This is a genomic window from Zhenhengia sp., assembly GCF_046966505.1.
In the GTDB taxonomy this organism is placed as follows: Bacteria; Bacillota; Clostridia; order Lachnospirales; family Cellulosilyticaceae; genus Zhenhengia; species Zhenhengia yiwuensis.
In genome coordinates this window covers 62765-89036 of sequence record NZ_JBKVCH010000001.1, presented here as the reverse complement: position 1 = coordinate 89036, position 26272 = coordinate 62765, and the positions used below count along the sequence as shown (strand labels likewise).

Annotated in this window: 23 protein-coding genes; 21 read left to right on the top strand and 2 right to left on the bottom strand. The window is 34.6% G+C overall.

The features are described 5' to 3' along the window. Positions 1 to 109 precede the first annotated feature (109 nt). The 8 genes from ACLTBU_RS00435 to ispH all read left to right on the top strand — a co-directional run bounded on the left by ACLTBU_RS00435 (position 110) and on the right by ispH (position 7952). On the top strand, positions 110 to 1621 hold the full coding sequence (locus ACLTBU_RS00435) for an acyl-CoA carboxylase subunit beta (RefSeq protein ID WP_412217058.1): 1512 nt from the start codon (positions 110 to 112) through the stop codon (positions 1619 to 1621). A 14-nt stretch (positions 1622 to 1635) separates the two neighbouring features. Further along, positions 1636 to 1968 carry an OadG family protein gene (locus ACLTBU_RS00430; protein WP_177669882.1) on the top strand — a complete coding sequence of 111 codons (333 nt, stop codon included), beginning with the start codon at positions 1636 to 1638 and terminating at the stop codon, positions 1966 to 1968. A gap of 22 nt (positions 1969 to 1990) precedes the next feature. Next, a complete protein-coding gene (locus tag ACLTBU_RS00425) occupies positions 1991 to 2365 on the top strand; it encodes a biotin/lipoyl-containing protein (RefSeq protein ID WP_177669884.1) in 375 nt (124 codons plus the stop codon). Positions 2366 to 2445: 80 nt separating this feature from the next. After that, positions 2446 to 3567, top strand: a complete 1122-nt coding sequence (locus ACLTBU_RS00420; protein WP_320650349.1) for a sodium ion-translocating decarboxylase subunit beta — start codon at positions 2446 to 2448, stop codon at positions 3565 to 3567. An 18-nt stretch (positions 3568 to 3585) separates the two neighbouring features. Beyond that, entirely contained in the window at positions 3586 to 4998 is a 1413-nt protein-coding gene (locus ACLTBU_RS00415; protein ID WP_412217057.1) for an oxaloacetate decarboxylase subunit alpha, read from the top strand. A 152-nt stretch (positions 4999 to 5150) separates the two neighbouring features. Then, positions 5151 to 6065, top strand: coding sequence for a MurR/RpiR family transcriptional regulator (locus ACLTBU_RS00410; protein ID WP_177669888.1), 915 nt, complete (start codon positions 5151 to 5153; stop codon positions 6063 to 6065). Between the two features lie 13 nt (positions 6066 to 6078). Continuing rightward, positions 6079 to 7098 carry a (d)CMP kinase gene (gene cmk / locus ACLTBU_RS00405; RefSeq protein WP_320650341.1) on the top strand — a complete coding sequence of 340 codons (1020 nt, stop codon included), beginning with the start codon at positions 6079 to 6081 and terminating at the stop codon, positions 7096 to 7098. An 11-nt stretch (positions 7099 to 7109) separates the two neighbouring features. Further along, on the top strand, positions 7110 to 7952 hold the full coding sequence (ispH, locus tag ACLTBU_RS00400) for a 4-hydroxy-3-methylbut-2-enyl diphosphate reductase (RefSeq protein ID WP_412217055.1): 843 nt from the start codon (positions 7110 to 7112) through the stop codon (positions 7950 to 7952). A 32-nt stretch (positions 7953 to 7984) separates the two neighbouring features. On the opposite strand, the gene ACLTBU_RS00395 is transcribed toward ispH, so the two are convergent. Next, on the bottom strand, positions 7985 to 8992 hold the full coding sequence (locus ACLTBU_RS00395) for a ribonuclease H-like domain-containing protein (RefSeq protein ID WP_412217054.1): 1008 nt from the start codon (positions 8990 to 8992) through the stop codon (positions 7985 to 7987). Positions 8993 to 9277: 285 nt separating this feature from the next. Here ACLTBU_RS00395 and ACLTBU_RS00390 point away from each other — a divergent pair, with 285 nt between their 5' ends. From ACLTBU_RS00390 to ACLTBU_RS00370, 5 genes are all read left to right on the top strand, one after another. Further along, positions 9278 to 10429, top strand: coding sequence for an ABC transporter substrate-binding protein (locus tag ACLTBU_RS00390; protein ID WP_412217052.1), 1152 nt, complete (start codon positions 9278 to 9280; stop codon positions 10427 to 10429). Between the two features lie 101 nt (positions 10430 to 10530). Further along, positions 10531 to 11433, top strand: coding sequence for a branched-chain amino acid ABC transporter permease (locus tag ACLTBU_RS00385; RefSeq protein ID WP_412217051.1), 903 nt, complete (start codon positions 10531 to 10533; stop codon positions 11431 to 11433). A gap of 9 nt (positions 11434 to 11442) precedes the next feature. Beyond that, on the top strand, positions 11443 to 12423 hold the full coding sequence (locus ACLTBU_RS00380; RefSeq protein WP_412217050.1) for a branched-chain amino acid ABC transporter permease: 981 nt from the start codon (positions 11443 to 11445) through the stop codon (positions 12421 to 12423). A 1-nt stretch (position 12424) separates the two neighbouring features. After that, positions 12425 to 13186 carry an ABC transporter ATP-binding protein gene (locus tag ACLTBU_RS00375; RefSeq protein ID WP_412217049.1) on the top strand — a complete coding sequence of 254 codons (762 nt, stop codon included), beginning with the start codon at positions 12425 to 12427 and terminating at the stop codon, positions 13184 to 13186. A gap of 11 nt (positions 13187 to 13197) precedes the next feature. After that, positions 13198 to 13902, top strand: coding sequence for an ABC transporter ATP-binding protein (locus ACLTBU_RS00370; protein ID WP_412217047.1), 705 nt, complete (start codon positions 13198 to 13200; stop codon positions 13900 to 13902). A gap of 52 nt (positions 13903 to 13954) precedes the next feature. Here ACLTBU_RS00370 and ACLTBU_RS00365 read toward each other — a convergent pair whose 3' ends face one another. Then, positions 13955 to 15109, bottom strand: coding sequence for a class I SAM-dependent methyltransferase (locus ACLTBU_RS00365; protein ID WP_412217046.1), 1155 nt, complete (start codon positions 15107 to 15109; stop codon positions 13955 to 13957). Positions 15110 to 15210: 101 nt separating this feature from the next. Here ACLTBU_RS00365 and ACLTBU_RS00360 point away from each other — a divergent pair, with 101 nt between their 5' ends. From ACLTBU_RS00360 to ACLTBU_RS00325, 8 genes are all read left to right on the top strand, one after another. After that, on the top strand, positions 15211 to 17694 hold the full coding sequence (locus ACLTBU_RS00360) for an ATP-dependent helicase (RefSeq protein ID WP_412217045.1): 2484 nt from the start codon (positions 15211 to 15213) through the stop codon (positions 17692 to 17694). A gap of 30 nt (positions 17695 to 17724) precedes the next feature. Continuing rightward, complete coding sequence (locus ACLTBU_RS00355; RefSeq protein ID WP_177669906.1) at positions 17725 to 18231, top strand: methylglyoxal synthase; 507 nt, start codon at positions 17725 to 17727, stop codon at positions 18229 to 18231. Positions 18232 to 18458: 227 nt separating this feature from the next. Further along, complete coding sequence (nrdD, locus tag ACLTBU_RS00350; RefSeq protein ID WP_412217043.1) at positions 18459 to 20579, top strand: anaerobic ribonucleoside-triphosphate reductase; 2121 nt, start codon at positions 18459 to 18461, stop codon at positions 20577 to 20579. A gap of 13 nt (positions 20580 to 20592) precedes the next feature. Further along, entirely contained in the window at positions 20593 to 21093 is a 501-nt protein-coding gene (gene nrdG, locus ACLTBU_RS00345; protein WP_177669910.1) for an anaerobic ribonucleoside-triphosphate reductase activating protein, read from the top strand. A 23-nt stretch (positions 21094 to 21116) separates the two neighbouring features. Beyond that, positions 21117 to 21617, top strand: coding sequence for a dCTP deaminase domain-containing protein (locus ACLTBU_RS00340; RefSeq protein ID WP_412217041.1), 501 nt, complete (start codon positions 21117 to 21119; stop codon positions 21615 to 21617). Between the two features lie 267 nt (positions 21618 to 21884). Continuing rightward, complete coding sequence (locus tag ACLTBU_RS00335) at positions 21885 to 23516, top strand: response regulator transcription factor (RefSeq protein WP_412217039.1); 1632 nt, start codon at positions 21885 to 21887, stop codon at positions 23514 to 23516. A gap of 4 nt (positions 23517 to 23520) precedes the next feature. Next, positions 23521 to 25311, top strand: a complete 1791-nt coding sequence (locus ACLTBU_RS00330) for a sensor histidine kinase (RefSeq protein WP_412217037.1) — start codon at positions 23521 to 23523, stop codon at positions 25309 to 25311. Positions 25312 to 25314: 3 nt separating this feature from the next. After that, positions 25315 to 26268 (top strand): sugar ABC transporter substrate-binding protein, encoded by a 954-nt coding sequence (locus ACLTBU_RS00325; protein WP_412217035.1) that lies wholly within the window; start codon positions 25315 to 25317, stop codon positions 26266 to 26268. The last annotated feature ends 4 nt before the right edge of the window (positions 26269 to 26272 follow it).

Here is a 26272-nt window from a genome sequence, read left to right as displayed (position 1 = left end):
ATGATGTTTTGTGTAAAAATATATTGTTTCTAACAATTTAATTTAGTATACTATAAATGGCAATTTTTACACTTTGTTTTAATCTATTTTTCTAATTGGAGGGTATCAGATGAGCACATTACAAAAATTATCTGAACTGGAAGCTCACAAAGTAGCTATTCTAAATGGCTATGATGAAGAAGCGAAAAAGGCAGCTTTAGATAAAGGTAAACTAACTGCCAGAGACAGGGTTACACATTTACTCGACGAGAATAGTTTCGTTGAAATTGGTACTTTCGTTACAAGTAAAACTTTTACTTGCAAAGGTCAGAAGGTTAACACCCCTGCTGACGGCGTAGTGTGTGGTTATGGAACCGTTGAGGGAAATCTTGTCTATGTTTATAGCCAAGATCCTACAGTGCTAGGCGGTGCTATTGGGGAAATGCATGCTAAGAAAATTGCAAAAACTTATGATGATGCAATTAAAATGGGAGCACCTGTTATTGGTTTTATTGATACAGTGGGTTTACGTTTGGAAGAAAGTATTGAAGCACTTAATGGCTATGGGATGATTTTTAACAAAATGAGTAAAGCATCAGGGGTAATTCCTCAAATTGCAGTTATATGTGGTGATTGTGCCGGAGGGGTATCCTTTGTTGCTGGGTTATCTGATTTTACATTCATGAGTACTAAAAATGGGAAAATGTATTTAAATAGTCCAAATACATTAGAAGATAAAAACGCATCTTTTGACCATGTAGCAACTGCAAATGTACACTTAAGAGAAAGTGGTCTAGCAGTATGGGGTGAAGAAAGTGAGCAAGTGCTGATAGGAAAGATAAGAGAACTTCTAACTTACTTACCACTTAATAGTGAACAAGAAACACCATGTTTAAATTGTATGGATGACCTTAATAGAGTAGATTCTAGTCTTAATGATTTTGATTTCGACGTAAGACAGATAAGCGAAATTATAGCTTCGATTGTAGATAATGGGATGTATTTTGAAGTAGGAGAGCATTATGGGGCAAAAGTGTTCACTGGTTTTGCAAGAATGAATGGTGCTACAGTAGGTTTTGTTGCTAATAAAGAAGAAGCTATGGATTTAGCAGCACTTCAGAAAACGACACAATTTGTAAGCTTCTGTGATGGTTTTAACATTCCAATTGTAACACTTACTAATATTAAATATATTGAGTCAACTGTAGAAACAGAAAGATTAGGTATTATCAAAGCTGCAAGTAAGCTTGCCTTTGCTTTTGCAAATGCCACAGTACCAAAAGTAAATGTTATTCTTAAAGAAGCTTATGGAACAGCTTATACGCTTATGAATAGTAAGCATATTGGTGCAGACTATGTCTATGCATGGCCAACAGCACAAGTTTCTACCATGAATAGTGAAAGTGCTGTAAAAATTATGTATGAAGAGGCACTACAAAATGCTGAAAATCCAGCTGATCTTATGCAAGAAAAGGTTAAAGCATATGAAGAAGAACATAGTAGTGTATATGCTGTAGCAGCACACGGTTATATTGATGATATTATTGAGCCGGCAGCAACAAGAAAACGTGTTATTGCTGCACTTGAAGTGCTCTATACCAAACAAGTTGCAAATCATTTAAAAAAGCACCCAACAGTATAAGGTAGGTGAATTTAATGAAAGTTAGTCTAAATTTTGGCGCGTTTGTAGATGGACTCAGTGTCTTTTTAATAGGAGTGGCCATGGTATTTGTGGTACTTTTTTTGCTAATCCTTTTAATCAAAGTTGTTGGATGGGCTGTAAGTACTATAGAAAATAAACAACATCCTGAAAAAGAAGTTAAAATCCCTATCAAGCAAGAAGAGATTAAACAAGAAGTGACTCCTATAATAGGAGATGATTTAGAGCTCGTAGCAGTTATTACAGCTACTATTGCAGCAAGCTTGGGGACAACATCAGATAGATTACAAGTACGTTCTTTAAGACAAGTAAATAGAAATAGAGCATAAATAAATTAAGGGAGGCAGTATGATGAGAAAATTTCAAGTAACAGTTAACGGTAATACATATGAGGTAGAAGTAGAAGAGTTAGGTGCTGTAGCATCAGCACCTTGCGTGGCACCAGTACAAGTGGCACAAGCTATGCCAAAGGTAGTAGCACCAGTGGCACCAGCACCAGTTGCTTCTACAGGAGCACATAAGGTAGTAGCACCTATGCCAGGTAAAATTGTAGATGTAAAAGTAAGTGTAGGGCAGACTATTAAAGAAGGAGATTTAGTAGCCATTTTAGAAGCTATGAAAATGGAAAATGAAATTTTCGCTTCTGCATCAGGTACAGTAGCATCTGTTAATACATCTGCAGGTAACATGGTAGAAGCAAATGATGTGATTATTTCTATCAACTAATCTTTTGGCCTAACTCTATAAAGGGGGAAACAAAAATGAATATAGGCAGTGTATTTTTAGATTCTGTCAAGGAGTTCTTTATGACTTCAGGACTTGCTCAACTCGATATTAAGTATGTTGCAATGATTCTGATTGCCTGTGGCTTACTTTACTTAGCTATTGCCAAAGGCTTTGAGCCACTTTTACTTATTCCTATTGCATTTGGGATGCTTCTTGTAAACTTACCAGGTGTAGGTATTACGAATCCGGGTATTATGAATGATGTTACAGGTAAAATTGAGCCAGGTGGACTTTTATACTATATAGGAATGGGAAAAGAATTAGGGATTTTCCCACCACTCATCTTTATTGGTGTAGGGGCAATGACAGATTTTGCACCTCTTATTGCTAATCCTAAAAGCTTACTTTTAGGAGCAGCAGCACAACTTGGTATTTTCGTAGCCTTCTTAGGAGCACTTCTTATTGGATTTAATGGTCCAGAAGCTGCATCTATCGGGATTATAGGAGGCGCAGATGGTCCAACATCTATCTTCCTTGCAACAAAATTGGCACCACATTTATTAGGAGCTATTGCAGTATCTGCTTACTCTTATATGGCACTTGTTCCGGTTATTCAGCCACCTATCATGAAGCTGCTTACAACAAAAGAACAACGCATGGTTAAAATGGAACAGTTAAGACCTGTATCCAAAACAGAAAAAATCATCTTTCCTATTGTTGTAACCATTGCAGTATCACTTATTTTACCATCAGCAGGCACACTTGTAGGAATGCTGATGTTTGGTAATCTTTTAAAAGAAGTTGCTTCTACAAATCGTCTTGCAGATGTAGCAAGTAATGCCATGATGTCCATTATTACTATTTTGCTTGGTATTTCAGTAGGAGCTTCAACAAGTGCAGAAAAATTCCTTAACTTTAAAACACTTGGTATTTTAGCACTTGGACTCTTCGCTTTTATAGTAGGAACAGCTGGTGGTGTACTCTTTGGTAAAGTGATGTACTATTTAAGTGGTAAGAAAATCAATCCACTTATTGGTGCAGCAGGTGTATCCGCTGTACCAATGGCAGCACGTGTTGTACAAAAAGTTGGTCAAGAGGAATGTCCAACAAACTTCTTACTCATGCATGCAATGGGACCAAATGTGGCAGGGGTTATTGGTTCAGCTATTGCAGCCGGTGTATTACTATCAATTTACGGTTAATAAGGGAGGCCTGTTTTTATGTCAGATCAAATTGTAAGACCTGTTAAAATAATGGATACAACACTTCGAGATGCACATCAGTCATTGATTGCAACAAGAATGACAACAGAAGAGATGCTACCTATTGCAGCTAAAATGGACCAAGCAGGTTTCTATGCAATGGAAGTATGGGGTGGTGCAACTTTTGATGCTTGCTTACGCTTTTTAAAAGAAGATCCATGGGAAAGACTTCGTAAAATTCGTAAAGAAGTTAAAAATACAAAACTACAGATGCTCTTTAGGGGACAAAATATTTTAGGGTATCGTCACTATGCTGATGACGTAGTAGAATACTTCGTTCAAAAAAGTATTGCAAATGGTATTGATATTATTCGTATTTTTGATGCGCTTAATGATATGCGTAACTTAGAGACAGCAGTACGTGCTTCACGTAAAGAAGGTGGGCATGCACAAGTAGCTATTTCTTATACACTTAGTGAAGTGCATACATTAGAGTATTACATAGAACTTGCAAAACGTATTGAAGACATGGGTGCCCATTCTATTTGTATTAAAGATATGGCGGGTCTTCTTGTACCTTATGAGGCAGAAAGGCTCGTTAAAGCATTAAAATCCCATACTAATCTTCCAATTCAGCTTCATACACATTATACAAGTGGCGTTGCTTCTATGACTTATCTTAAAGCTGTTGAAGCAGGATGTGATATTATTGATACAGCTATGAGCCCATTAGCTATGGGGACTTCTCAACCAGCAACGGAAGTACTTGTTGAAACATTCAAGGGTACGCCGTATGATACAGGTATTAACCAAGAGATTTTGAGCGAAATTACAGAGTATTTTAGACCAATGCGTGAAGAAGCTTTAGCAAGTGGGTTAATGAATACTAAAGTGCTTTCTGTAGATATTAATACACTTCGTTATCAAGTACCTGGTGGTATGCTTTCAAATCTTGTATCACAACTTAAAGGGCAAAATGCGGAAGACAAATACTATGATGTATTAAAAGAAATTCCTAGAGTAAGGGCTGACTTTGGTTATGTACCACTTGTTACACCAAGTAGTCAGATTGTAGGAACTCAAGCAGTACTTAATGTACTTGCAGGGGAAAGATACAAAATGGTATCTAAAGAATCAAAAGATATGGTAAGGGGGAAATATGGTAGTACGCCAGTACCAATCAAAGAAGAAATTGTTAAGAAAATTATAGGGGACGAAAAACCTATTACCTGCAGACCAGCAGATTTACTGCAGCCAGAGCTTAAAACACTTGAAAAAGAAATGGCTATGTATAAACAACAAGATGAAGATATTCTTTCTTATGCACTATTCCCACAAGTAGCTATGGACTTCTTTAAATATAGAGAGGCCAAGGAGAAAAAAGTGGATTTGGCAGTAGCAGACAAAAAAAATAAAGCTTACCCCGTATAATTTGTAAGTTATAGGTAGACTACAGAACGACATAAGCTGTTCTGTAGTCTTTTTATGTGATAAATAGTAAAATATCGTTGTCAAAATACAAATATATTATATAATGATACTAGATGTAATGATAAAGTTACGTGATTGAAAGGAAATGAGTAATGAATAACGATCTGATTCAGCGTATTAAAAAGAGTATGCCCAAGCTAAGTAAAGGGCAAAAATTAATCGCCAATTATATTTTAGAACATTATGAAAAGGCAGTATTCCTGACAGCAGCTAAACTTGGAACAATAGTGGGGGTAAGTGAATCAACCGTTGTAAGATTTGCAAATGAATTAGGTTACGATGGTTATCCTAAATTCCAAGAAGCTTTAGAAGAGCTTGTTAAGAGTAAACTAACAGCTATGCAACGTCTTGAAGTAACGACAGACCGTATTGATACAGAACATGTATTAAAGAGTGTGCTTCAAACAGACCAGGAAAAAATTGCTTATACAATTGAGCAAGTAGATGAACAAGTATTTGAACAAGCTATTGATAAAATCATTAATGCAGATACTATTTATATACTAGGGGTACGTAGTTGTGCGGGACTTGCAAGCTTTTTAGGATTTTACTTTAATATTATCTTCCCTAGAGTAAGAGTGATTAATACAAACAGTATTAGTGAAATTTTTGAGATTATTCATCATATTGGTAGCAATGATGTTATTATTGGGATCAGTTTTCCGCGCTATTCTAAGCGTATTTTAAAAGCCTTAGAATATGCACGTTCTAAAAAGGCCGGTGTTATTGCTATTACAGATAGCTATATTTCTCCTATTGCGCAGTATGCAGAGCAAACTTTAATAGGCCGTAGTGAGATGATTTCATTTGTAGACTCGCTAGTTGCACCTTTAAGTATTATTAATGCGATTATTGTAGCAGTAAGTTTACGTAAAAAAGATGAGATTTCCACAAATCTTGATAACCTAGAGACTGTTTGGATGGAATATGAAGTTTATGATGATACAAGAGAGATGAATAATTATAATCCTAATATGATGAACGGGATTAAGGAAAAATGTGATTAAAGAGAGGGATAAAATGAATATTGTTGCCATTCGTGGGGCTATTACAACAGAGAATACAAAAGAAGCTATGTTAGAAGCTTCTCAAGAGCTTTTAGAAGCTGTTTTAACAGCTAATCAAATAGATAAAAAAGATATTATACAAATTACCTTTACTTGTACAAAAGACTTGGATGCAGTTTATCCAGCAGTAGCAGCAAGAAATTTGGGGGTTACAGAAGCTGCTTTAATGTGCATGCAGGAAATGTATGTGAAAGGTTCACTTGAAAAATGTATCCGTATAGCTGTATTATGTCAGAGTGAGGCTTTAGTGCAACAGACAGTTTGTCATCAATATTTAAAAGGTGCTAAGAAGTTAAGACCAGACTTAGGTCGTTTTACGCTTGCAATTGATGGGCCGGCAGGTGCAGGGAAGAGTACTATTGCTAAGTGTTTAGCACAGAACCTACGTTGTACTTATATTGACACAGGAGCTATGTACCGTACGGTAGGGCTTTTCTGTATACAAAACAATATAGACTATACGAATGAAGATGCAGTAAATAGTGTACTTAGTCAAATAGGCATTGACATTATTTATGAAGACAATGCACAGAAGATTTACTTAAATGGAGTAGATGTAAGCACAGCTATTCGTACACAAGAAGTAGCAGCTGCAGCTTCTAAGGTAGCTACTTATAAAGAGGTAAGAGAAGCTTTAGTAGATATGCAAAGAAAACTCGCAGCAACGAAATCTGTTGTCATGGATGGGAGAGATATTGGAACAGTTGTACTGCCTCAGGCAACACTTAAAATCTTCTTGACTGCTTCTGCCGAAGAGCGTGCAAACAGACGACTTTTGGAATACGAGGCAAAAGGTATGGAAGTAGCTTATGATGTGCTTCTTAAAGAAATTCAAGAAAGAGATGATCAAGATGCTAATCGTGAGGTTTCACCACTTAAAAAAGCTGATGATGGTATCGAGATTGACACGACTTCACTTTCTATAGAGGAGATTATTGAGCGTATTGCACACCTTTTGCAAGAAAGACTATAGGAGTGTAACAAATGGAAATTATTTTAGCAAAAAGTGCAGGTTTTTGCTTTGGTGTACATCGTGCTGTAGATATGGCCTTTAAAACTGAAGAAGATAAGAAAACCTATACACTTGGACATATTATTCATAATGAAACGGTAACAAGAAAACTTAAACAAAAAGGTATAGAATCAGTAGAAGCCTTGGACAATACTCCAATGGAAAAAGTCATTATCAGGGCCCATGGTGTACCAGAAGCTGTTTATAAGGAAGCAGAATCAAAAAATATTGAAGTACTAGATGCAACTTGTCCTTATGTAACTAAAATTCATAGGCTAGTAAGTAGATATGAAAAAGAAGGTTATCGTATTATTGTAATCGGAGATGCTAAGCATCCTGAGATTATTGGGATTAATGGATGGACCAAAGAAGGTTGTATCATTTATAAAAATAAAGAAGATGTAGATTTTACAGAGCTTGACTTAAATAAGAAGTACTTAATTGTATCTCAGACAACTTATAAAAAAGAAGTTGTAGATGGAATTGTTAAGTTATTAGAAGAAGCAGGATATGATGTGAAGTTCATTAATACAATCTGTAATGCGACTTCTGAAAGGCAAGAAGAGGCCAAAGAGATTTCTAAAGAAGTAGATGCTATGATTGTAATTGGAAGTAGTTTTAGTTCTAATACACAAAAGCTCTTTGAAATATGTAAGTCTTATTGCCAAGATACTTATTGTATAGAAGAGGCTAAGGATCTTAATGCAGAATGGTTTAAATCCAAGAATAAAGTAGGTGTGACAGCAGGTGCATCTACACCTAAAGATGTAATTGAAGAAGTGTTAGAAGTACTTAAAGGTATGGATACCCAATAACCTATCTAGAAATTAAAATTAGCCCAAAGACTTTAAAGTCTTTGGGCTAATTTTTTTATAACTAATTTTAGAATTTCATCAAGAAATGGAGAGAGTGATTCTTGGTTATAGAGTGTATAAATTTGTTTTTGTTCATCTTCCCAATAAAGAGATTGATTAGACAGTTTAAGAGGTAAATAAAGAGCTTCTTGTTCAAGATAGCAGGTAGATTTAGTAGCTTTAGTACGCATAGAAGCAGGTAGAAGTTTAGCTAGAGATTTATGCATCAAGTTACCTTCTACAATATAGTAGTCACTAGGAGGAAGATAGGTTTTAAGTTTTAATGCTAAAGCATTAATAGATAAAGAGAAATGGTTAAGTGAAGCATCATACAGGCATTCATAATGATAGAGCTGATATTTGAAGGAATAAGGATAGATATAAGAAGGAGATAAATAGAAAGTTAAAGCTACTTCTTCAAAGGTATAATCTATAAGCTTGGCATGATTTAGTCTATCTAAAAATTTATAGAAGTGATAAATAGTCATCAGGCTTAAAAGTTCTTCCTTGTTATGTTCTGAAATCAGCGTACTATAGTTAATATGAGATGAAGTTAAGGTAAGTTTACAGAGTTTAGCAAGCTCTCGGCCTGAAGTTGTGAGGCTTCTGTTAAAACCTATGTCATTTTCTATAAGAGTTCTGGCACGTTTTGAAGATTTTAAATCTACTAGATGAAGAGTGGTAAGGGCTGAAGTATCTAGCCCATAGATCTCTGCTCTTTGTAGAATAAAAGGCCATTCGAAGTGCTTGCCACCATAAGTGTAAATTTTTTCAAAGCGGATTACTTCCTTTAAAAAGGTTTCAATAAGAAGTGACTCATCTTCTAGAGTTTCTGTAATCCAGTGACAAGACTGATAAGTGTCATCTTTTTTAAAGGCAATGCCTATACAAACAATGGTATCATGAATTTTAGAAAGACCAGTTGTTTCCAAATCTAAATAGCAATGTGCAGGAGATTCTATACCGAAGTCTAAAGAGTGTGAATGAGTTATGTAAATCATAAGAAAACATCCTTTCTGTGTAATGTTATTTTAACAAATGTATTTCTAAAGGTTCAAGCCCTAAAAGCTATTTTTGTTTTTTGATTATATGTTAACATAAAAATAAAAAATAAAATTAGAAAATAATATAAAATGAATTTTATTTATACGTATAATTCATAAATAACTTTTGGTGCATTATATAATCTAAATAAAACTCTATTTTTTAATAAAAATTGTATTGAAATTGCAATTTAAAATTAGTATAATGTCAAATATAAATTAAAAACAAGGCGGAGTGATACTATGAAAACAAGAAAATTATTAGCAATAGCATTAGTAGCTATGATGGGCACTTTATCTTTTGTAGGATGCCAAAAAGCAGATGCTTCTTCAGATACAATTAAAATAGGAGGAAGCTTTGACCTAACAGGTGAAGCTGCACAATATGGAATTGCAACAAGTAATGGGGTAAAGCTTGCTATAGATGAATACAATGCAAATGGTGGAGTACTTGGTAAACAAATTGAATTTATATTAGAAGACAATAAAGCAAGTCAAGTAGATGCTACAAATGCTTTCAAAAAGTTAGTAGATAATAATAAAGTTATTGGTTTTATTGGTTCTGATATTAGTAGTACAACTGAAACGATTGCTAACTTAGCAGCAGAAAAAAATATACCAATGATTACACCAACAGGAACAAAACTTGGCATTACAACAATTGGTCCAAATATTTTTAGAGCATGCTATGTAGACCCTGCTCAAGGGGAACTTTTAGCTAAATTTGCAACAGAAGATTTAAAGGCTCAAACAGCAGCAGTTATGATTAACTCAGAACAGGACTATTCAACAGGCATTGCTGAAGCTTTTGAAGCAGCTTTCACAGCAGCTGGTGGAACCGTAGTAGAAAAAGTAAACTATGGAAAAAATGACGTAGACTTTAAACCAATCTTAGCAAATATTAAGAATGCTAATGCAGATGTTGTTGTTATTCCAGATTACTATGAAACTATTGCAACTATTACAACACAAGCAAGAGAAATCGGTATTACATCTACCTTTATTGGTGGAGATGGTTGGGATGGTGTAACTGAGAAAACAGTTAATAATCCAGAAGTTGTAGAAGGCAGCTATTTTGTTAACCATTATACAGTAGAAGATGATGCAGTAATTGTACAAGATTTCATTAGTAATTATAAAGCTACATATGATGCAGAGCCAAATGCTTTTGCAGCACTTGGATATGACGCAGCAAAAATCTTAATTGAGGCAATTAAAACTTGTGAAAGTACAGAAGCTGATGCTATTACCGCTGCAATGCAAAATACTTCTTTAGATTGTGTAACAGGTCATATTACTTTTGATGAGAATAGAAATCCAGTTAAATCTGTATCTGTTATTGAAATTAAAGAAGGTCAAAATACACTTTATAAAAAACTTGATGCAGTAAAATAATAAATAGAGCAGAAAACATTTATTCTCGGAGGCCTTGCCTCCGAGTAATTTTAAAGCTTTTATAGGATTTATGTAAAATCAGAGATAGAGGGGGATGAAGTATGGATTATGGAACATTATTGATGCAGCAGATACTTAATGGTTTACATATTGGGAGTATTTATGCACTTATTGCTTTAGGGTATACAATGGTATACGGCATCGTTAAACTCATTAACTTTGCTCATGGAGATATTATGATGGTAGGCGCTTATATTGCGTTTATGATGATTACTGTTTTTAATTTACCACTGCCAATAGCTATTATTATTTCAATGGCTAGCTGTGCACTTATTGGTATGGGTATTGAAAAAGTGGCTTATAAACCACTTAGAAATGCACCACGTATGTGGGTACTTATTACAGCGATAGGGGTAAGCTTCTTCTTAGAAACATTATTTACTATTTTGTTTGGGGCGAGTTCAAAACCATTCCCTACACTTTCACTTGCACCTATCCAAATTGGGGCACTTCAAATCAGTCAGATTATGATGATTTCAATAGGTCTTTCTGTATTTCTTATGATTGCACTAGAGCTATTTATTAAAAAGACAAAGCTTGGGAAAGCTATGCGTGCCGCTTCAGAAGATGCTAAAGCAGCAGCTTTAATGGGTATTTCTGTTAATAAAACCATTTCTATTGCTTTTGCTATTGGTTCAGCACTTGGGGCAATAGGAGGGATCCTTTTTGCTATGGCCTATCCCCAAATCAAACCCTTAATGGGAGTTATGCCAGGACTTAAAGCCTTTATTGCAGCAGTGCTTGGAGGAATTGGGATTTTACCAGGTGCTATGCTAGGAGGATTTTTACTTGGTATTATTGAAAGTATTACAAAAGGCTTTCTATCAGCTTTCTGGCCAGATGCTTCTTTATGGGCAGATGCTATTTTATTTTTAATCTTAATTTTAGTACTCTTACTAAAGCCAGCAGGTATTCTAGGTAAGAATGTACGAGAGAAAGTGTAGGTGATCAAGATGAAAAATAAAAACAAATCTTTAATTATTTTAGGAAGCCTTCTCCTTACTTATCTCTTTCTTATGATAGGTTTATCATTAGGTATGATTAACTCTTATTTTAGTGGTGTTATTGTAGCGATTTTAATCAATGTGATTATGGCCTCTTCTCTAACTCTCGTAACAGGCTACTTAGGTGAGCTTGTTCTAGGGCATGCAGGTTTTATGGCAGTAGGAGCCTATACATCGGCACTTATTACTATGAATTTGGACCTTCCTGCAGCCTTAGAATTTCCTATTGCACTTTTATGTGGAGGAGCATTTGCTGCTTTTATAGGCATTTTAATTGGAATTCCTGCACTTCGTTTAAGAGGGGATTATTTAGGCATTATTACATTAGGCTTTGGAGAAATCATTCGTATTGTGCTCAATAACCTTAAAGTCACTAATGGAGCCAAAGGTTTATCAGGTATACCTAGCTATAGTAATTTCACTGTAACTTTTTTCGTTACCATTGTGATTGTCACTGCATTTTATTTACTCATTAAATCTAGACATGGACGTGCTATTATTGCTATTCGTGAAAATGAGATTGCTACAGATTGTGTAGGAATTTGTACTTTCTACTATAAGACCTTTGCCTTTGCTATTGCAGCTTTCTTTACAGGTATTGGTGGTGGACTTTATGCCCACTACTTACAAGTATTAAGCCCAAGTAGTTTTGGTTTCCTTAATTCTATTGAATACTTAATCATTGTTGTATTAGGGGGCATGGGGAGCTTAAGTGGAACGATTATTGCAGCTATTGTATTAGGCGTATTAAATGAGGTTTTGCGTGCCTTTTCAGAATATCGTATGCTTATTTATTCTTTAGTACTTATTAGTATGATGGTATGTAAGGCAAAAGGGATTACAGTAGGACTTATTTTAGATAAATTGGGATTGAAAAATAAATTAAAGTTTAGAGGAAAACAAAATATAAGTATAGGGAAGGAGGAGTAATATGGCTTTATTAGAAGTACATAAAATGAGTGTTAACTTTGGCGGAATTAAACCAGTTAGTGAACTAGATTTGCAAATAGAAGAAGGGGAACTTATAGGGCTTATAGGACCTAATGGAGCAGGAAAAACAACTGTATTTAACTTACTTACAGGTGTTTATACGCCCACAGAAGGTTCTATCACATTTAATGGTGAACGTATTGACCGTTTAAAAACACATCAAATTGTAAAAAAAGGAATTACGCGTACTTTCCAGAATATTAGACTGTTTAAACAAATGACTGTTATTGATAATGTAAAAGTGGCTTTTAATAATAGGCTAAAGTATTCTCCTCTAGAAGGTATTTTACATTTACCACGGTACAAGAAGGAGGAAGCATGGCTTGAAGAAGAAGCTATGAAACTCCTTAAAATTTTTGAACTAGATAAATATGCCTATGAGCTCAGTATGAATTTACCTTATGGGAAACAACGTAAGCTTGAGATTGCCCGTGCCTTAGCAGGAAGCCCAAAACTTCTTTTATTAGATGAGCCTGCAGCAGGGATGAATCCTAATGAAACCAATGAATTGATGCAGACTATTAAACTTATCCGAGATCAGTTTAATATGACCATTTTGCTTATTGAACATGATATGGATTTAGTGATGTCTATTTGTGAAAGATTGGTTGTAATTGACTATGGTATGGTTATTGCAAGGGGTACACCAAGTGAAATTCAAAATAATGAGAAAGTAATAGGGGCTTATTTAGGCCAGGCTTAAGGAGGAAGCATATGTTAAAAGTAGAAAAACTTAACGTTCATTATGGCAATATACATGCCCTTAAAGAGATTTCATTTGAAGTTCCAAAAGGAGAAATTGTTACTTTAATTGGTGCGAATGGGGCAGGCAAAACATCTACACTCCAAGCGATTAGTGGGATGATTAAGGCAAGTTCAGGTACTATTACCTTAAAAGGAAAGCCTATTACTCATGAAGAAGCTCATAAACTTGTACCTCTTGGTATGGCACATGTACCAGAGGGAAGACGCGTTTTTGCTCAAATGAGCGTAGAAGAGAATCTTGAACTTGGAGCCTATACGATTAAAGATAAAAAGCAAATTGCTTCAGATATTGAAAAAATGTACAATAGGTTCCCAAGACTTAAAGAAAGACGTAAGCAGTTAGCGGGAACTATGAGTGGTGGAGAGCAGCAGATGTTAGCGATGGCAAGGGCGCTTATGTCCAGACCTGAAATTATCTTAATGGACGAACCTTCTATGGGGCTTGCACCTATTCTAGTCCAGGAGATTTTTGAGATTATTAAAGAAATTAATGCAGATGGTACAACTGTACTACTTGTTGAGCAAAATGCTAATAGGGCACTTCAAATTGCTCATCGTGCTTATGTACTTGAAACAGGAGAGATTGTATTAAGTGGAGAAGGGAAAGATCTACTTAGTAATGAACAAGTGAAAAAAGCTTATTTAGGAGCTTAAAAAGGATAAAAAGAGAAAAAATAAAGCGTAAGATTTATCTTACGCTTTATTTTTATTGAGAAATTCTATCTTTAAGCATACGTGGAAGAGATAAATCAAGATGCATTCCTTCACTTAAGGCTTTATAAGTTTCTAATGCTGAAGGATTGGGGGTGCCTTGACGAATGGCTTTAATAAGAATGTTCTTAGGTGTATGCTGCATATCGATAAATTCCATAACGTTTACTTTATAGCCCACACTTTCTAAGTAGAGGGAGCGCATACCATCTGTAATAAAGGAAGCTATTTTCTCTTTGAGAATACCATGTTTTAGAATAGGATCAAGAAGTGGGTTATGAATTTGGGTGTAACATTCGTGATGGCAACAAGGTACCGCGAGAATAACCTTTGCATCCCAGCCTACAGCTTTAGCAAGTGCTGCATCTGTAGCTGTATTACAGGCATGAAGGGATACGACCATATCAATCGTTTTATCTGTTGTATACTGGCCAATATCACCTACTTGGAACTTCAGATTTGTGTAACCAAGACTGTGGGCTAAATCATTACAAAAAGCAATAACATCTTCTTTAAGGTCAAGCCCGACAATTTCTACTTGTTTGCCACGAATATGGGTTAAATAATGATACATAGCAAAAGTTAAGTAGGATTTACCACAACCGAAGTCAATAATACGAATAAAGTCTTGATTAAGCGTTGACATAACAGATTCTATGGTTTCGAGATATTTATTAATCTGTTTATATTTATCGTATTTAGAAGGTTTAATCTGACCATCATTAGACATGAGCCCAAGGTGAATTAAAAACTCTTTCGAGCTTGCTTCATCTAAAATATACTGTTTTTGTCGGTTATGGCTAAGAGAAGTATCTTGTTTCTTGGTTGCAGCTTTACGTTTAATGTTAGCTTCCCCTTTTTTATTAATAAGTGCTTGATAGTCATAAGTTGTTGTGTAGAGCTGAAGTTGTTTGAAGTTCTGAGCGTTGTTTCTTAAAAAAGCTGCTACTTCACTAAGCTTACAGTTTTCATGATAAGCTTTATTATTTTTATAGAGTGTAAATTGGAGTAAAACTTCCGATTTAAGGAGAATACGTTTGCAGGTGATCTTTTCATATTGGTCTAATTTGATACGTGGATTGCTCCAAACAGCATCTATAAAAGTATTTTGCTCAAGGGATTCTTCCCATAAGCGTATTAATTTTTCCATAGTCTAACCTCGCTTATTTCTTAAGTATTTTTATCATACTATGAAAACAAGCTATGTGCAACGCCTGGCCTATGCTATAATGCCTTTTAGGAGGTGGCGAGATGTTCGAAAGAGACTGGGAGACCCTTAATGAAGACCAAAGGCTGGTTGTTAAAAATATAAAAGATTCACTACTTGTATTAGCACCAGCAGGTACAGGTAAAACGAAAGTTATTGCGATGCGTACGGCATATTTATTAAACCAGCAGGTTCCCCCTACATCTATTTTATGTCTGACTTTCACCAATAAGGCAGCAAGAGAGATGGAGGAGCGTATTGGCCTGTATGACAAGCACAATGTAAGACATTTAACCATCAGAACCTTTCATTCTTTCTGCTACTATCTTATCAATCAGGAGAAGCAAAATACACGTCTTGCTTTCCCATGTACCATTATTGATGAAAGTGATACACAAGATATATTAAAACGTATTATCTTTGCGCTGACCAAACAGGAAGAAAAGTATATGGGTAACATGACAAGTTTTATAGAAAATGTGAAGAAGTATCGCCTTAATTTTAGCTTTGATACAGAGCTTAAAGAGGAGAGATTGGTTAAGGCTTATCTTAAAGAGTATCCAAGTAAAGATCCTATTATTTTGCAATATGGTGCTAGGATATTAAGACTTTATGAGAAGTATTTAAAAGAAAATAATTGTGTAGACTTTATAGATCTTATTATAGAAGCCACTTATTTATTAGAAGACCCTGAAATTAGAGCAAAATGGCAGAAACGGTATCACTATATTCAAGTGGATGAAATGCAAGATACAAGTACAAGGGAGTATCATATTATTAAAGTGTTGGCTAAGGAGAACCATATCGCTTTATATGGAGACTTTAATCAGACGATATATGAGTGGCGTGGTTCTGCCCCTCAAACAATGATAGGAGACTATAAAGAAATCTTTAATCCTGTAGAGATTACCCTTAAAACCAATTATAGAAGCACACAGCTACTTCTTAAGGCGGCTAATAGCTTTATCCGTAACAGTAACCTATATCCGAGTTTATCTATACCTTATGCGAAGGAAATTGGCGAGCCTATAGAAGTTTTTTGTGGAGGAAGTCAAGAAGCAGAAATTCTCATGATTGCTAAATCTATTAGTGAGCATTATACAGCTGAACATAAGCAAATTGCTATTTTAACGCGTACCAATAGTTTAGCTAAGTCTATCTATAAAATGCTTGAGAAAAAAGGTATTCCTTGTATACGCGTAGAAGATATTAGGTTAATGCGTACAACAGAGGTAAAAGACCTTCTAGCTGTGATGAGTTATGCGATTAATTTACGCAATAGTTATGCACTAGAGAAAATCATTAAGCATCCTGTTATTCATATGGAGCAGTGGCTTATACAAGAACTTAAGAAAACTAAGTCTGGGTATATGTATTTACATGATTGGTTTCTAGCAGAAAATAATGATCCTTATCAGCCTCTTATAGAGGGATACATGCAAAATAAAATTGTTGTACTCGATGTAGAGAGTACAGGACTCGATACAACAAGTGATGACATTATTCAAATTGCGGCTATCTGTTATGGGAAAGATGGCGTAAAAGATCAGCTTGATGTACTCGTTAAGCCTACTAAGTCTGTAGGAGATTCTTATTATGTACATGGTTTTACAGATGACCAGCTAGAAAGAGAAGGTTTAGAAATTCCTCATGCATTAGATTTATTAGGTGATTTTATTAAAGATAAAATTGTAGTAGGTCATAATATTAAGTATGATTTATCCATTATAGAAAGTATGCTCTATCGTCATCATAAACAGTCTTTTGCTTACCCAGGAGTTTATGATACTTTAGACTTGGCTCATAAAATTTATCCATACTTACCTAATCATAAGCTAGGTACTTTGTCAGAACTGATCAAAACTCAAGCTAAGCCTAATCATAATGCACTACAGGATATACTAGCCACAAGTGAAGTACTTACTCATTTTATTAAAAAGCTTAATGAGAAAAAAGATGAACGCTATAGTTATTTAGAAGCCTATTATCCTTATGTACAAGGGGTAAAAGAGCAGGTGCAAAGTATGACCAAGGAAATACTTAAAAAACCTACTTATGAAGCTATTAGTTATTTAATGAATAGTTGTAACTATAAAAGTGCTTACAGTAAAGAAGCACTACAAAATTTAAGAGACTTTTATAAAATGGCGCAGCAACTTTATGAAGAGCATCTTTCGTATGAGGATAACATTATGAAGTTACTGACCTTTTCTGCTCTTCATGCCAGTGAAGTGGAGCAAAGCGCTTTATTTAAAGGAAAAATTCCAGTTATGACTTTGCATCAAGCAAAAGGATTAGAATTTGATTATGTGTATATGGCAGGATGTAATGAAGATATCTTTCCATCTAGAAGAAGTGTAAAAGAAGGGTATTTAGAAGAGGAAAAAAGGCTATTCTATGTAGGGATGACAAGAGCTAAGAAAAAGCTGTATTTAAGTTATCATACAGGGAAAAAAATGAGTTTTCTTGTAGAAGAAATAGGAGAAGGTTTTAAAAATTATAGGCAAGTGGCTTTAGACAAGGTATAATACAAGTAATACACTTAAGAGGAGGCCTTTATGGAACAAAATAACACACAAAATGATTTTACTATTGTACGTATGGACAAACAAAAACGTATAGCATTAGTTGCCCATGATAGTCGTAAGCAAGATATTATCAATTGGGTTACAGTTAATAAAGAAAAGTTAACAAAACATTTTTTATGTGGTACAGGTACGACAGCTAAACTACTAGCAGCTGCAACAGAATTACCTATTACTGCCTTTAATAGTGGTCCTTTAGGTGGTGATCAGCAAATCGGTTCACGCATCGTAGAGGGTAATATTGATTTTATGATTTTCTTCTGGGATCCACTTGCATCTCAGCCACATGACCCAGATGTTAAAGCTTTGCTTAGAATTGCTGCACTTTATGATATACCTGTAGCTACTAACCAATCTACAGCAGATTTCTTACTGACATCACCACTGATGGATCAAGAATACAACCGTAAAATTATTGATTACACAAAACGTATTCATAATCGTACAAAAGCTTTTGACAATAACGAACCGATGGCATAGAAAAAAATATTTAAAAAAAATTTTTAGCTGAAGTAACCGTTGTAAAATGAGTTATTTCAGCTTTTTTTGTGGAGGATTCTGGTAAGAAAAGGTTAGACAAAAAGGATCAAAGATGATATATTTTTAAAGCGACTACAGATACAATAATTAGTATCTAAAAGTAATAGCTGTGCTAGATATAGTACATAGAAGTAAAGCTATTATGGGAGATATTGGAGGGGTAAAACATGGAAGTTATTAAACGTGACGGACAAGAAGTAACTTTTGATGAGATGAAGATTTATACTGCTATTATGAAAGCTATGAAATATGGTAGCGGTATTGTAGATGAACATATAGCAAGAAAAATAGCTAATGAAATTAAAGAGGATTTCTCCAAAGTAGAAACAAAAGCAACGATATTTCAGATTGAAACAAGCGTTTATCTCAAGCTTATTGAAAATGGACATGAGTTAACTGCGAAATCTTATGAAGGGTATCGAGCTATTCAATCTTTCAAGAGAGAAACGAACACAACAGACCATAGCATTTTAGGGTTAATTGAACTGACAAATGAAGAAGTAATGAATGAAAACTCTAACAAAAATGCCATGATGGCCTCTACACAAAGGGACCTCATAGCAGGAGAAGTTTCAAAAGATATTTCTAGGAGAAAAAAACTACCAGCACGTATTGTGCAAGCACACGATGAAGGTATCCTCCATTTCCACGATATGGACTACTTTATGCAATCTATTTTTAACTGCTGCCTTATTAACATTAAAGACATGTTAGATAATGGTACAGTTATTAATAAGCGTATGATTGAAAGCCCTAAGAGCTTCCAAGTAGCATGTACGGTTATGACACAAATTATTGCGCAAGTAGCAAGTAGCCAATATGGTGGGCAATCAGTGGATATTAGACATCTTGGTAAATACTTAAGAAGAAGTAGAGATAAATACTATAACTTACTAAAAGATTCTATGGATAATCAAGAAGAGTTAAATGCAGTAGTAGAGCGTTTAACACGCAAAGAGCTTGAGTCAGGTGTACAAACTATCCAATATCAAATTAATACACTTATGACTACCAATGGTCAGAGCCCATTCGTAACATTATTCTTAAACATTGAAGAAGATGATGAGTATGTAGAAGAAGTATCTCTTATTGTCAAAGAGATTTTAAAACAACGTATAGAAGGTATTAAAAATGAAAGTGGTATTTATACCACACCAGCTTTCCCTAAACTGATTTATGTCCTTCATGAGCATAACTGCCTTGAGGGTGGTCAATATGATGAAGTAACAGAGATGGCTGTACAATGTAGTGCGAAACGCCTTTATCCAGATTACATATCTGCTAAAGAGATGAAGAAGATTTATGAAGGCAATGTATTCTCATGTATGGGATGCAGAAGTTTCTTATCTCCATGGAAAGATGATAAAGGTGAGTATAAATTTGAAGGTAGATTCAATCAAGGAGTAGTTAGTCTAAATTTACCACAAATTGGTATTATTGCTAATGGAGATGAAGAGAAGTTTTGGAAGCTTCTTGATAATCGATTAGATTTATGTTTTGAAGCACTTATGTGTAGGCATAATGCTTTAAAAGGAACACTTTCTGATGAAGCACCAATTCATTGGCAGCATGGAGCTATTGCACGCCTTAAACAAGGTGAAGTCATTGATCCGCTTCTCATGGATGGTTACTCTACTATTTCACTTGGTTATATTGGGCTTTATGAGGTCACTAAGGCAATGAAAGGGGTCTCACATGTAGAACCTGAAGGTGAGGCGTTTGCATTAAAAGTAATGCACCGTTTAAATGATGCTACAAAGAAATGGAAAGCAGAAACAGGACTAGGGTTTGGCCTTTACGGTAGCCCAGCTGAATCACTTTGCTACCGTTTTGCTAAAATTGATAAAGCTAAGTTTGGTGAAATTAAAGATATTACAGACAAAGGTTACTATACAAATAGTTACCATGTGGATGTAAGAGAGCCTATTGATGCTTTCTCAAAACTAAAATTTGAGAGTCAGTTCCAGCCTATTTCAAGTGGCGGATGTATTTCTTACATTGAGATTCCAAACATGATGCATAACCTTGAAGCACTTAGACAAATGATTACGTATATTTATCATAACATTCAGTATGCGGAATTTAATACGAAATCAGACTGTTGTCATGTATGTGGCTTTGAAGGAGAAATTAGTATTAACGATGCTTTAGAATGGGAGTGCCCAAGCTGTCATAATAAGGATCAAAGTAGAATGAATGTTATTAGAAGGACATGTGGCTATTTAGGGGATAACTACTGGAATAAAGGAAAGACTCAAGAGATTAAAAGTAGAGTACTTCATTTATAAGGGAGGAAGGATTATGCATTATGCTCAGATGCGCAAATATGATGTAGCTAACGGAATAGGCATACGAAGTACACTGTTTGTTTCAGGTTGTACACATCAGTGTCCTGGTTGTTTTAATACAGATTATAGAGAATTTGATTATGGTATGCCGTGGACAAAGGAAGCAGAAGATACTTTTTTAAGCTATATTGAAGATGAGAATGTACATGGTGTCACTATTCTAGGCGGTGAGCCTATGCAACAGACAAAAGATGATGACCTCCTAAATCTTTTAAGAAGGATTAAACAAGAGACTAATGAGACAATTTGGATTTATTCTGGTTATACTTATGAAGAGATTCTAAAAGAGCCTAAAAGACGCCAAATACTTGAATTATGTGATGTCTTAGTGGATGGTAGATTTGTAGAGGCTTTAAAAGACTTAAAACTTAGATTTAGAGGAAGTAGCAATCAAAATATTATTGATGTACAAGCTTCTTTAACGTCAGGTGAAAAGGTTTTATTGACATTTTAATGTTCCAAGAGGAGAGACAAAAGATGGATAATCGTATAATATATTTTGCAAAAGTAAAAGAGGATGCTATTATTCCAAGCAAGAGAGAAGAAGATGGTGCATTTGATATCTATGCTTGCTTTGAAGAAGACTTCATGATCATTGCACCACATGAGACAAAACTTATTCCAACAGGAATTGCTTCAGCTTTCTCATCTGATTATGTAGCTATTTTAAAAGAACGTGGTTCTAATGGAAGTAAAGGGATTGGTCAAAGAGCAGGTGTTATTGATTCTGGTTACCGCGGCGAATGGTTTGTACCTTTAACAAATCATAACACAGTACCTGTAGTTCTTTTAAAAGAAAGTTACGCAGGAGAGCAATCAGCTTTTGGTGAGGCTATTATTTATCCTTATGAAAAAGCTATGAGCCAGTGTATTCTCGTAGAGGTACCAAAAGTTAAAACGGCAGAAATTAGCTATGAAGCATTAATGCAATTTGAATCTGAACGTGGAACAGGTATGTTAGGTTCTTCAGGTAAATAAATAGAGAAAGCTCTTTTTTCCTAGGCATTAGGAAAAGGGAGCTTTTTTTGTTTTTTCAGTGATAAAAATCTACTTTATTATTGATTCAAGATAAAATCTTCCTAATAGTACATTTTAAATAATGAAAAGAATAGAGTTGATAAAAATAATTTTGAATATTGTAGAAAAATATATCAACATAAGATAAAATATAATTGTTAAAATAAGTAAATTGTACTACATATATAAAATAATTTAGTTTATAAGAGAGATAAAGAGGAGAAGGCCATGTATCTATACAAAATTCTTATAGTAGATGATGAAGAAGAAGTAAGAAGCAGTATTATGAGAAAGATGCAGTGGGAACAATTAGGCTATCAATTAGTAGGGGATGCAGAAAATGGAGAAGATGCATTAGAAAAAGTTAGAGGGTTAGAGCCAGACTTAGTATTAACAGATATTAAAATGCCTTATATGGATGGACTCACATTAACAAAATATATTAAAGAAGAAAGAAATAGTACAGAAATTGTTATTTTTTCCGGATTTGATGATTTTGAATATGCGCAGAAGGCGATTAAACTGGGTGTTATTGAATATATTTTAAAACCTGTTAATGTAGTTGAGTTAACAGAGATACTAAAAAAACTCAAGCTAAAAATGGATGAGCGCATTGCAGAAAAACGTAATATACAGGCCTTAAGACTAGATTACCAAAGGATGCTTCCTGTTCTAAAAGAACATTTTTTAGGGGATTTGGTACAAGGAAGATTAAATCATATAGCTATTTTAGAAGGTTTTAATCGGTTTAATCTATGTGTAAAGGATGGGCCAAGTTGGATTGTTGCTACAACACATATTGAGCTTCCAATGATTGAGCAAGATGAACAGAGGCTTAACTTACATGATGAAGTTGATTTAATTCCGCTTTCTGTAGAACAGATCATTTGTGAAAAGTTAATGGGGGATTTTCAGTTCGAAACTTTTGGAACAGCGACAGGTACATGTATCTTGTGCGCTATTCATACAAAACAGGAAATGGAAAGATTCATGAATAAGTTAAATCAAGTGTGCTTAGATTGTAAAAAGATTCTGGAGCTTAATGTTACTATAGGACTTGGAAAAGCTTATACCAAACAAGAGCTGATTAAAGATTCTTATGATGAAGCTAAGAGTGCTATAGGCTATAGAGCGACTATAGGAAGTGGTATGGTTATTTACATTAGTGATGTAGAGGTTATGCATGTAGGGGTTTTAAGATTTGATGAACAAAGTGAAGGAAAATTGATTCATGCTATTAAGTTTGGAGAGCGAGAAGAGATTATAGAAGTTATAGAAAGTCTCATGCACAAAATGAAAGCAGCTAAGGTACATACTAGTCAACATCAAGTTTATGTCATGGCGATTATTCATTCTATGATGGAAATGGCGCAGAAATATGAGTTAGATACGAATCAGATTTGGGGTAAAGAAGATTATTTTAAAGTTATGGGAAGGTTACTTACTATACAGAGCATGCAAAACTTCATTATCAATAGTGCCCTTTCTATTCATGAAAACCTTCATAAGGAACGTTACGATACGATGAAGCAACTCATAGTAGAAGCGAAAAAGTATATTACAGAACACTTTACTAATCCAGATTTATCTGTAGAGATGGTATGTGAGCATCTACATATTAGTCAGGCTTATTTTTCTACACTCTTTAAAAAAGAGACAGGACAGACATATATTAGTTATTTAACGGAACTTCGTCTTAATAAAGCTATTGAACTCCTTAATAAAACAGAAGATAAGACCTACATTATTGCGAATAAGGTAGGTTATACAGAGCCGAATTACTTTAGTTATGTCTTTAAAAAGAACTTTGGAATAGCACCTAGTCGTTATCAGCGCAGAGCTAATTCGAATAGGGGATGAAGCTATGCTAAAAAGAATAAATGAATGGTGGATGGAGATTTATCATCAACTTAGTTTAAGAAATATTGTATGGGTATCCTTTTCTGCTACAGCAGCTTTAGCCACTATTTTCATGGGACTGTCCTTTTATAGTAGGTTTTCTATGCAGCTTAATAATGAAATGCAGATGGAAAATCAGGCTTTAATCAATCAAGTGAATAATGCTGTCAATACTTATGTAAGAAATATGATGAAGCTTTCTGATACTTTATATTTTAAGGTCATTAAAGATCAGGACATACAATTAGTAGACTTTGATGAGACTTTTAGGCTATTTTATGAAACCAATAAAGACTATATTAAAAACATTGCTTTATTTAGCAAAGAAGGAGATCCCATTGTTCTAGCGCCAGCAGCTTCATTAAAGGAAGGTATTCATCCAGCCGAGCAAAAATGGTTTAAACGTGCGCTTGAAAAAAGTGAGAATATGCATTTTTCTACTTTACATATTCAAAATTTATTTAATGAAAATGAGGGTGAGTATGAATGGGTCATTTCATTAAGTAGAGCAGTGCAAATGACTTATGGGAGTGAAGTTAAACAGGGTGTTTTATTAATAGATATGGCTTATGATGGGATTAAACAATTGTTTAGTAATATTTCACTTGGGCAAGAAGGTTATGTCTATATGATGGATCAAACAGGTGCCATCATCTATCATCCTAAGCAGCAGTTATTAGCATCAGGTATCTATAAGGAAAATACACAAGCTGCCATGCATTATAATGATGGCATTTATAATGAAGTATTTGAAGGCAAACAAAGACAAGTCATTATTAAAACAGTAGGATATACAGGCTGGACTATAGAAGGTGTTATTTTCCCCAATGCAGTGAGTTTAAACAATAAGAAAAGTAACATCTTCTTTATTTTTCTATTTTTGTTTTTCACTATGGGCCTTGTACTTATTAATTCTATTATTTCGACAAAGGTATCTAAACCCATTAGAAATCTAGAAAAAGCCGTGAAAGAAGTTGAAATGGGAAAACTAGATACGTGTATTAAGGCAGAAGGATTTTATGAAGTACACCACCTGGGGCAATCCGTACATAAAATGGCTGAGCAAATTAAAAAGTTAATGGAGGATATAGTAAAAGAACATGAATCTAAGAGAAAGAGTGAACTAGACGCACTGCAATCACAAATTAACCCACACTTTTTATACAATACGCTAGATATTATTGTTTGGATGATTGAGAATGAAAGACAGCAGGATGCAGCTAAAGTGGTTACAGCTTTAGCCAGATTCTTTAGAATTAGCTTAAGTAAAGGCAAGCATATTATTTCTATTGCAGACGAAATTGAGCATGTGAGAAATTACTTAACTATACAGCAGCTTCGGTATAAAAATAAGTTTGAGTATGATATTGAGATAACAGAAGAAGCTAAGTCATTCGCAACAATCAAACTGATTATTCAGCCTCTCGTAGAAAATGCCATTTACCACGGTATGGTCTATATGGATGGGGATGGTCTTATTCGTGTACAAGCTTATGTAGAAGAAAGTGAAGTGTACATTACAGTAAGTGATAATGGACTTGGTATGACAAAGGAACGTATTAATCAATTATTAAAAGGTGAGATCCAATCTTCTAAAAGAGGATCAGGAATAGGTGTAAGTAATGTAAATGAGCGTATTAAACTCTATTTTGGGGAGGCTTATGGCATACAGATTGAATCTGAGCCAGATGAGGGAACCAAAATGATTGTACACCTTCCAAAGGTTATCTATGAAAAAGAAGAAAAGGGCGTGTAAAGGATGAAACATAAAAATGATATCTTATATATTTTAGCCTTTATTCTATTAGTCATGCTTTATCTTATTTCTTCAACAGATTTGTTTTATAAAGAACAAGAAACGGATATATATCAAATCTCTGTTATTTTAAATGAAACAAGTGATGCTATTTTTGAAAATATTAAATTAGGTATGAAGCAAGTGGATAAGGAGTGGACTACAGAAGTCAATATAGTGACTTTATATGAGGCTAATCATGCAGAGCAGCAAATGAAACTGGTAGAAAGGGAAGTTGCCAATGGTGCAGAAGTTATTATTTTGTTTCCTGTAGATGCAGAGTTAACCAAGGAATATTTAATACAGGAAAACTGGAATATTCCTATTATTTGTGTAGGAACTTATTTGCCAGAACAGGTAGTAGATGTATGGATACATGGTGATGAACTAGCAAGGGTACAAGAACTTGGTAGAAAGATTATTGAAGATAACTTGCGATTTATTTATACCATTGCACCTAGAATTGAAAGAAGCAATGTAAATCAGAGGTTAAAGGGGCTAAAAGAGGTATTAGAAGAAAATAATGTAGGAGTTGAATGTCTTTACTATGAAACAGAAGAAGAGCTCGTTACCTTACTTAGAGAACTGAACGAGAAGGGGATCGAGACTGGACTAGTGACCTTAGATACTATGACTTTAAACTTGTTGATGACTCAGTATAGAACACTAGAGGAGCAGAATTTATACATTTATGGAATAGGTTATACGAGTAGCCTTTTAAGTGATTTAGAGAAAGGACTTATTCAAGCACTTTCTATACATAATGACTACGATTTAGGGTACTTAAGTTTAGCTTCAGCAGTGGCTTTATTACAACATGAAAAAGTAGCTTATGACCAAAAGGTTATAGGGGGGCTTATTACAAAAGATAATATCTATGGAACGTTCTATGAAAAAATATTATTTCCTATTCACTAATAAG

Excerpts from the sequence above, each read along its gene's own strand:
- ACLTBU_RS00435 (WP_412217058.1), top strand. The coding sequence starts at position 110 with ATGAGCACATTACAAAAATTATCTGAACTGGAAGCTCACAAAGTAGCT.
- ACLTBU_RS00430 (WP_177669882.1), top strand. The coding sequence starts at position 1,636 with ATGAAAGTTAGTCTAAATTTTGGCGCGTTTGTAGATGGACTCAGTGTC.
- ACLTBU_RS00425 (WP_177669884.1), top strand. The coding sequence starts at position 1,991 with ATGAGAAAATTTCAAGTAACAGTTAACGGTAATACATATGAGGTAGAA.
- ACLTBU_RS00420 (WP_320650349.1), top strand. The coding sequence starts at position 2,446 with ATGACTTCAGGACTTGCTCAACTCGATATTAAGTATGTTGCAATGATT.
- ACLTBU_RS00415 (WP_412217057.1), top strand. The coding sequence starts at position 3,586 with ATGTCAGATCAAATTGTAAGACCTGTTAAAATAATGGATACAACACTT.
- ACLTBU_RS00410 (WP_177669888.1), top strand. The coding sequence starts at position 5,151 with ATGAATAACGATCTGATTCAGCGTATTAAAAAGAGTATGCCCAAGCTA.
- cmk (WP_320650341.1), top strand. The coding sequence starts at position 6,079 with ATGAATATTGTTGCCATTCGTGGGGCTATTACAACAGAGAATACAAAA.
- ispH (WP_412217055.1), top strand. The coding sequence starts at position 7,110 with ATGGAAATTATTTTAGCAAAAAGTGCAGGTTTTTGCTTTGGTGTACAT.
- ACLTBU_RS00395 (WP_412217054.1), bottom strand. The coding sequence starts at position 8,992 with ATGATTTACATAACTCATTCACACTCTTTAGACTTCGGTATAGAATCT.
- ACLTBU_RS00390 (WP_412217052.1), top strand. The coding sequence starts at position 9,278 with ATGAAAACAAGAAAATTATTAGCAATAGCATTAGTAGCTATGATGGGC.
- ACLTBU_RS00385 (WP_412217051.1), top strand. The coding sequence starts at position 10,531 with ATGGATTATGGAACATTATTGATGCAGCAGATACTTAATGGTTTACAT.
- ACLTBU_RS00380 (WP_412217050.1), top strand. The coding sequence starts at position 11,443 with ATGAAAAATAAAAACAAATCTTTAATTATTTTAGGAAGCCTTCTCCTT.
- ACLTBU_RS00375 (WP_412217049.1), top strand. The coding sequence starts at position 12,425 with ATGGCTTTATTAGAAGTACATAAAATGAGTGTTAACTTTGGCGGAATT.
- ACLTBU_RS00370 (WP_412217047.1), top strand. The coding sequence starts at position 13,198 with ATGTTAAAAGTAGAAAAACTTAACGTTCATTATGGCAATATACATGCC.
- ACLTBU_RS00365 (WP_412217046.1), bottom strand. The coding sequence starts at position 15,109 with ATGGAAAAATTAATACGCTTATGGGAAGAATCCCTTGAGCAAAATACT.
- ACLTBU_RS00360 (WP_412217045.1), top strand. The coding sequence starts at position 15,211 with ATGTTCGAAAGAGACTGGGAGACCCTTAATGAAGACCAAAGGCTGGTT.
- ACLTBU_RS00355 (WP_177669906.1), top strand. The coding sequence starts at position 17,725 with ATGGAACAAAATAACACACAAAATGATTTTACTATTGTACGTATGGAC.
- nrdD (WP_412217043.1), top strand. The coding sequence starts at position 18,459 with ATGGAAGTTATTAAACGTGACGGACAAGAAGTAACTTTTGATGAGATG.
- nrdG (WP_177669910.1), top strand. The coding sequence starts at position 20,593 with ATGCATTATGCTCAGATGCGCAAATATGATGTAGCTAACGGAATAGGC.
- ACLTBU_RS00340 (WP_412217041.1), top strand. The coding sequence starts at position 21,117 with ATGGATAATCGTATAATATATTTTGCAAAAGTAAAAGAGGATGCTATT.
- ACLTBU_RS00335 (WP_412217039.1), top strand. The coding sequence starts at position 21,885 with ATGTATCTATACAAAATTCTTATAGTAGATGATGAAGAAGAAGTAAGA.
- ACLTBU_RS00330 (WP_412217037.1), top strand. The coding sequence starts at position 23,521 with ATGCTAAAAAGAATAAATGAATGGTGGATGGAGATTTATCATCAACTT.
- ACLTBU_RS00325 (WP_412217035.1), top strand. The coding sequence starts at position 25,315 with ATGAAACATAAAAATGATATCTTATATATTTTAGCCTTTATTCTATTA.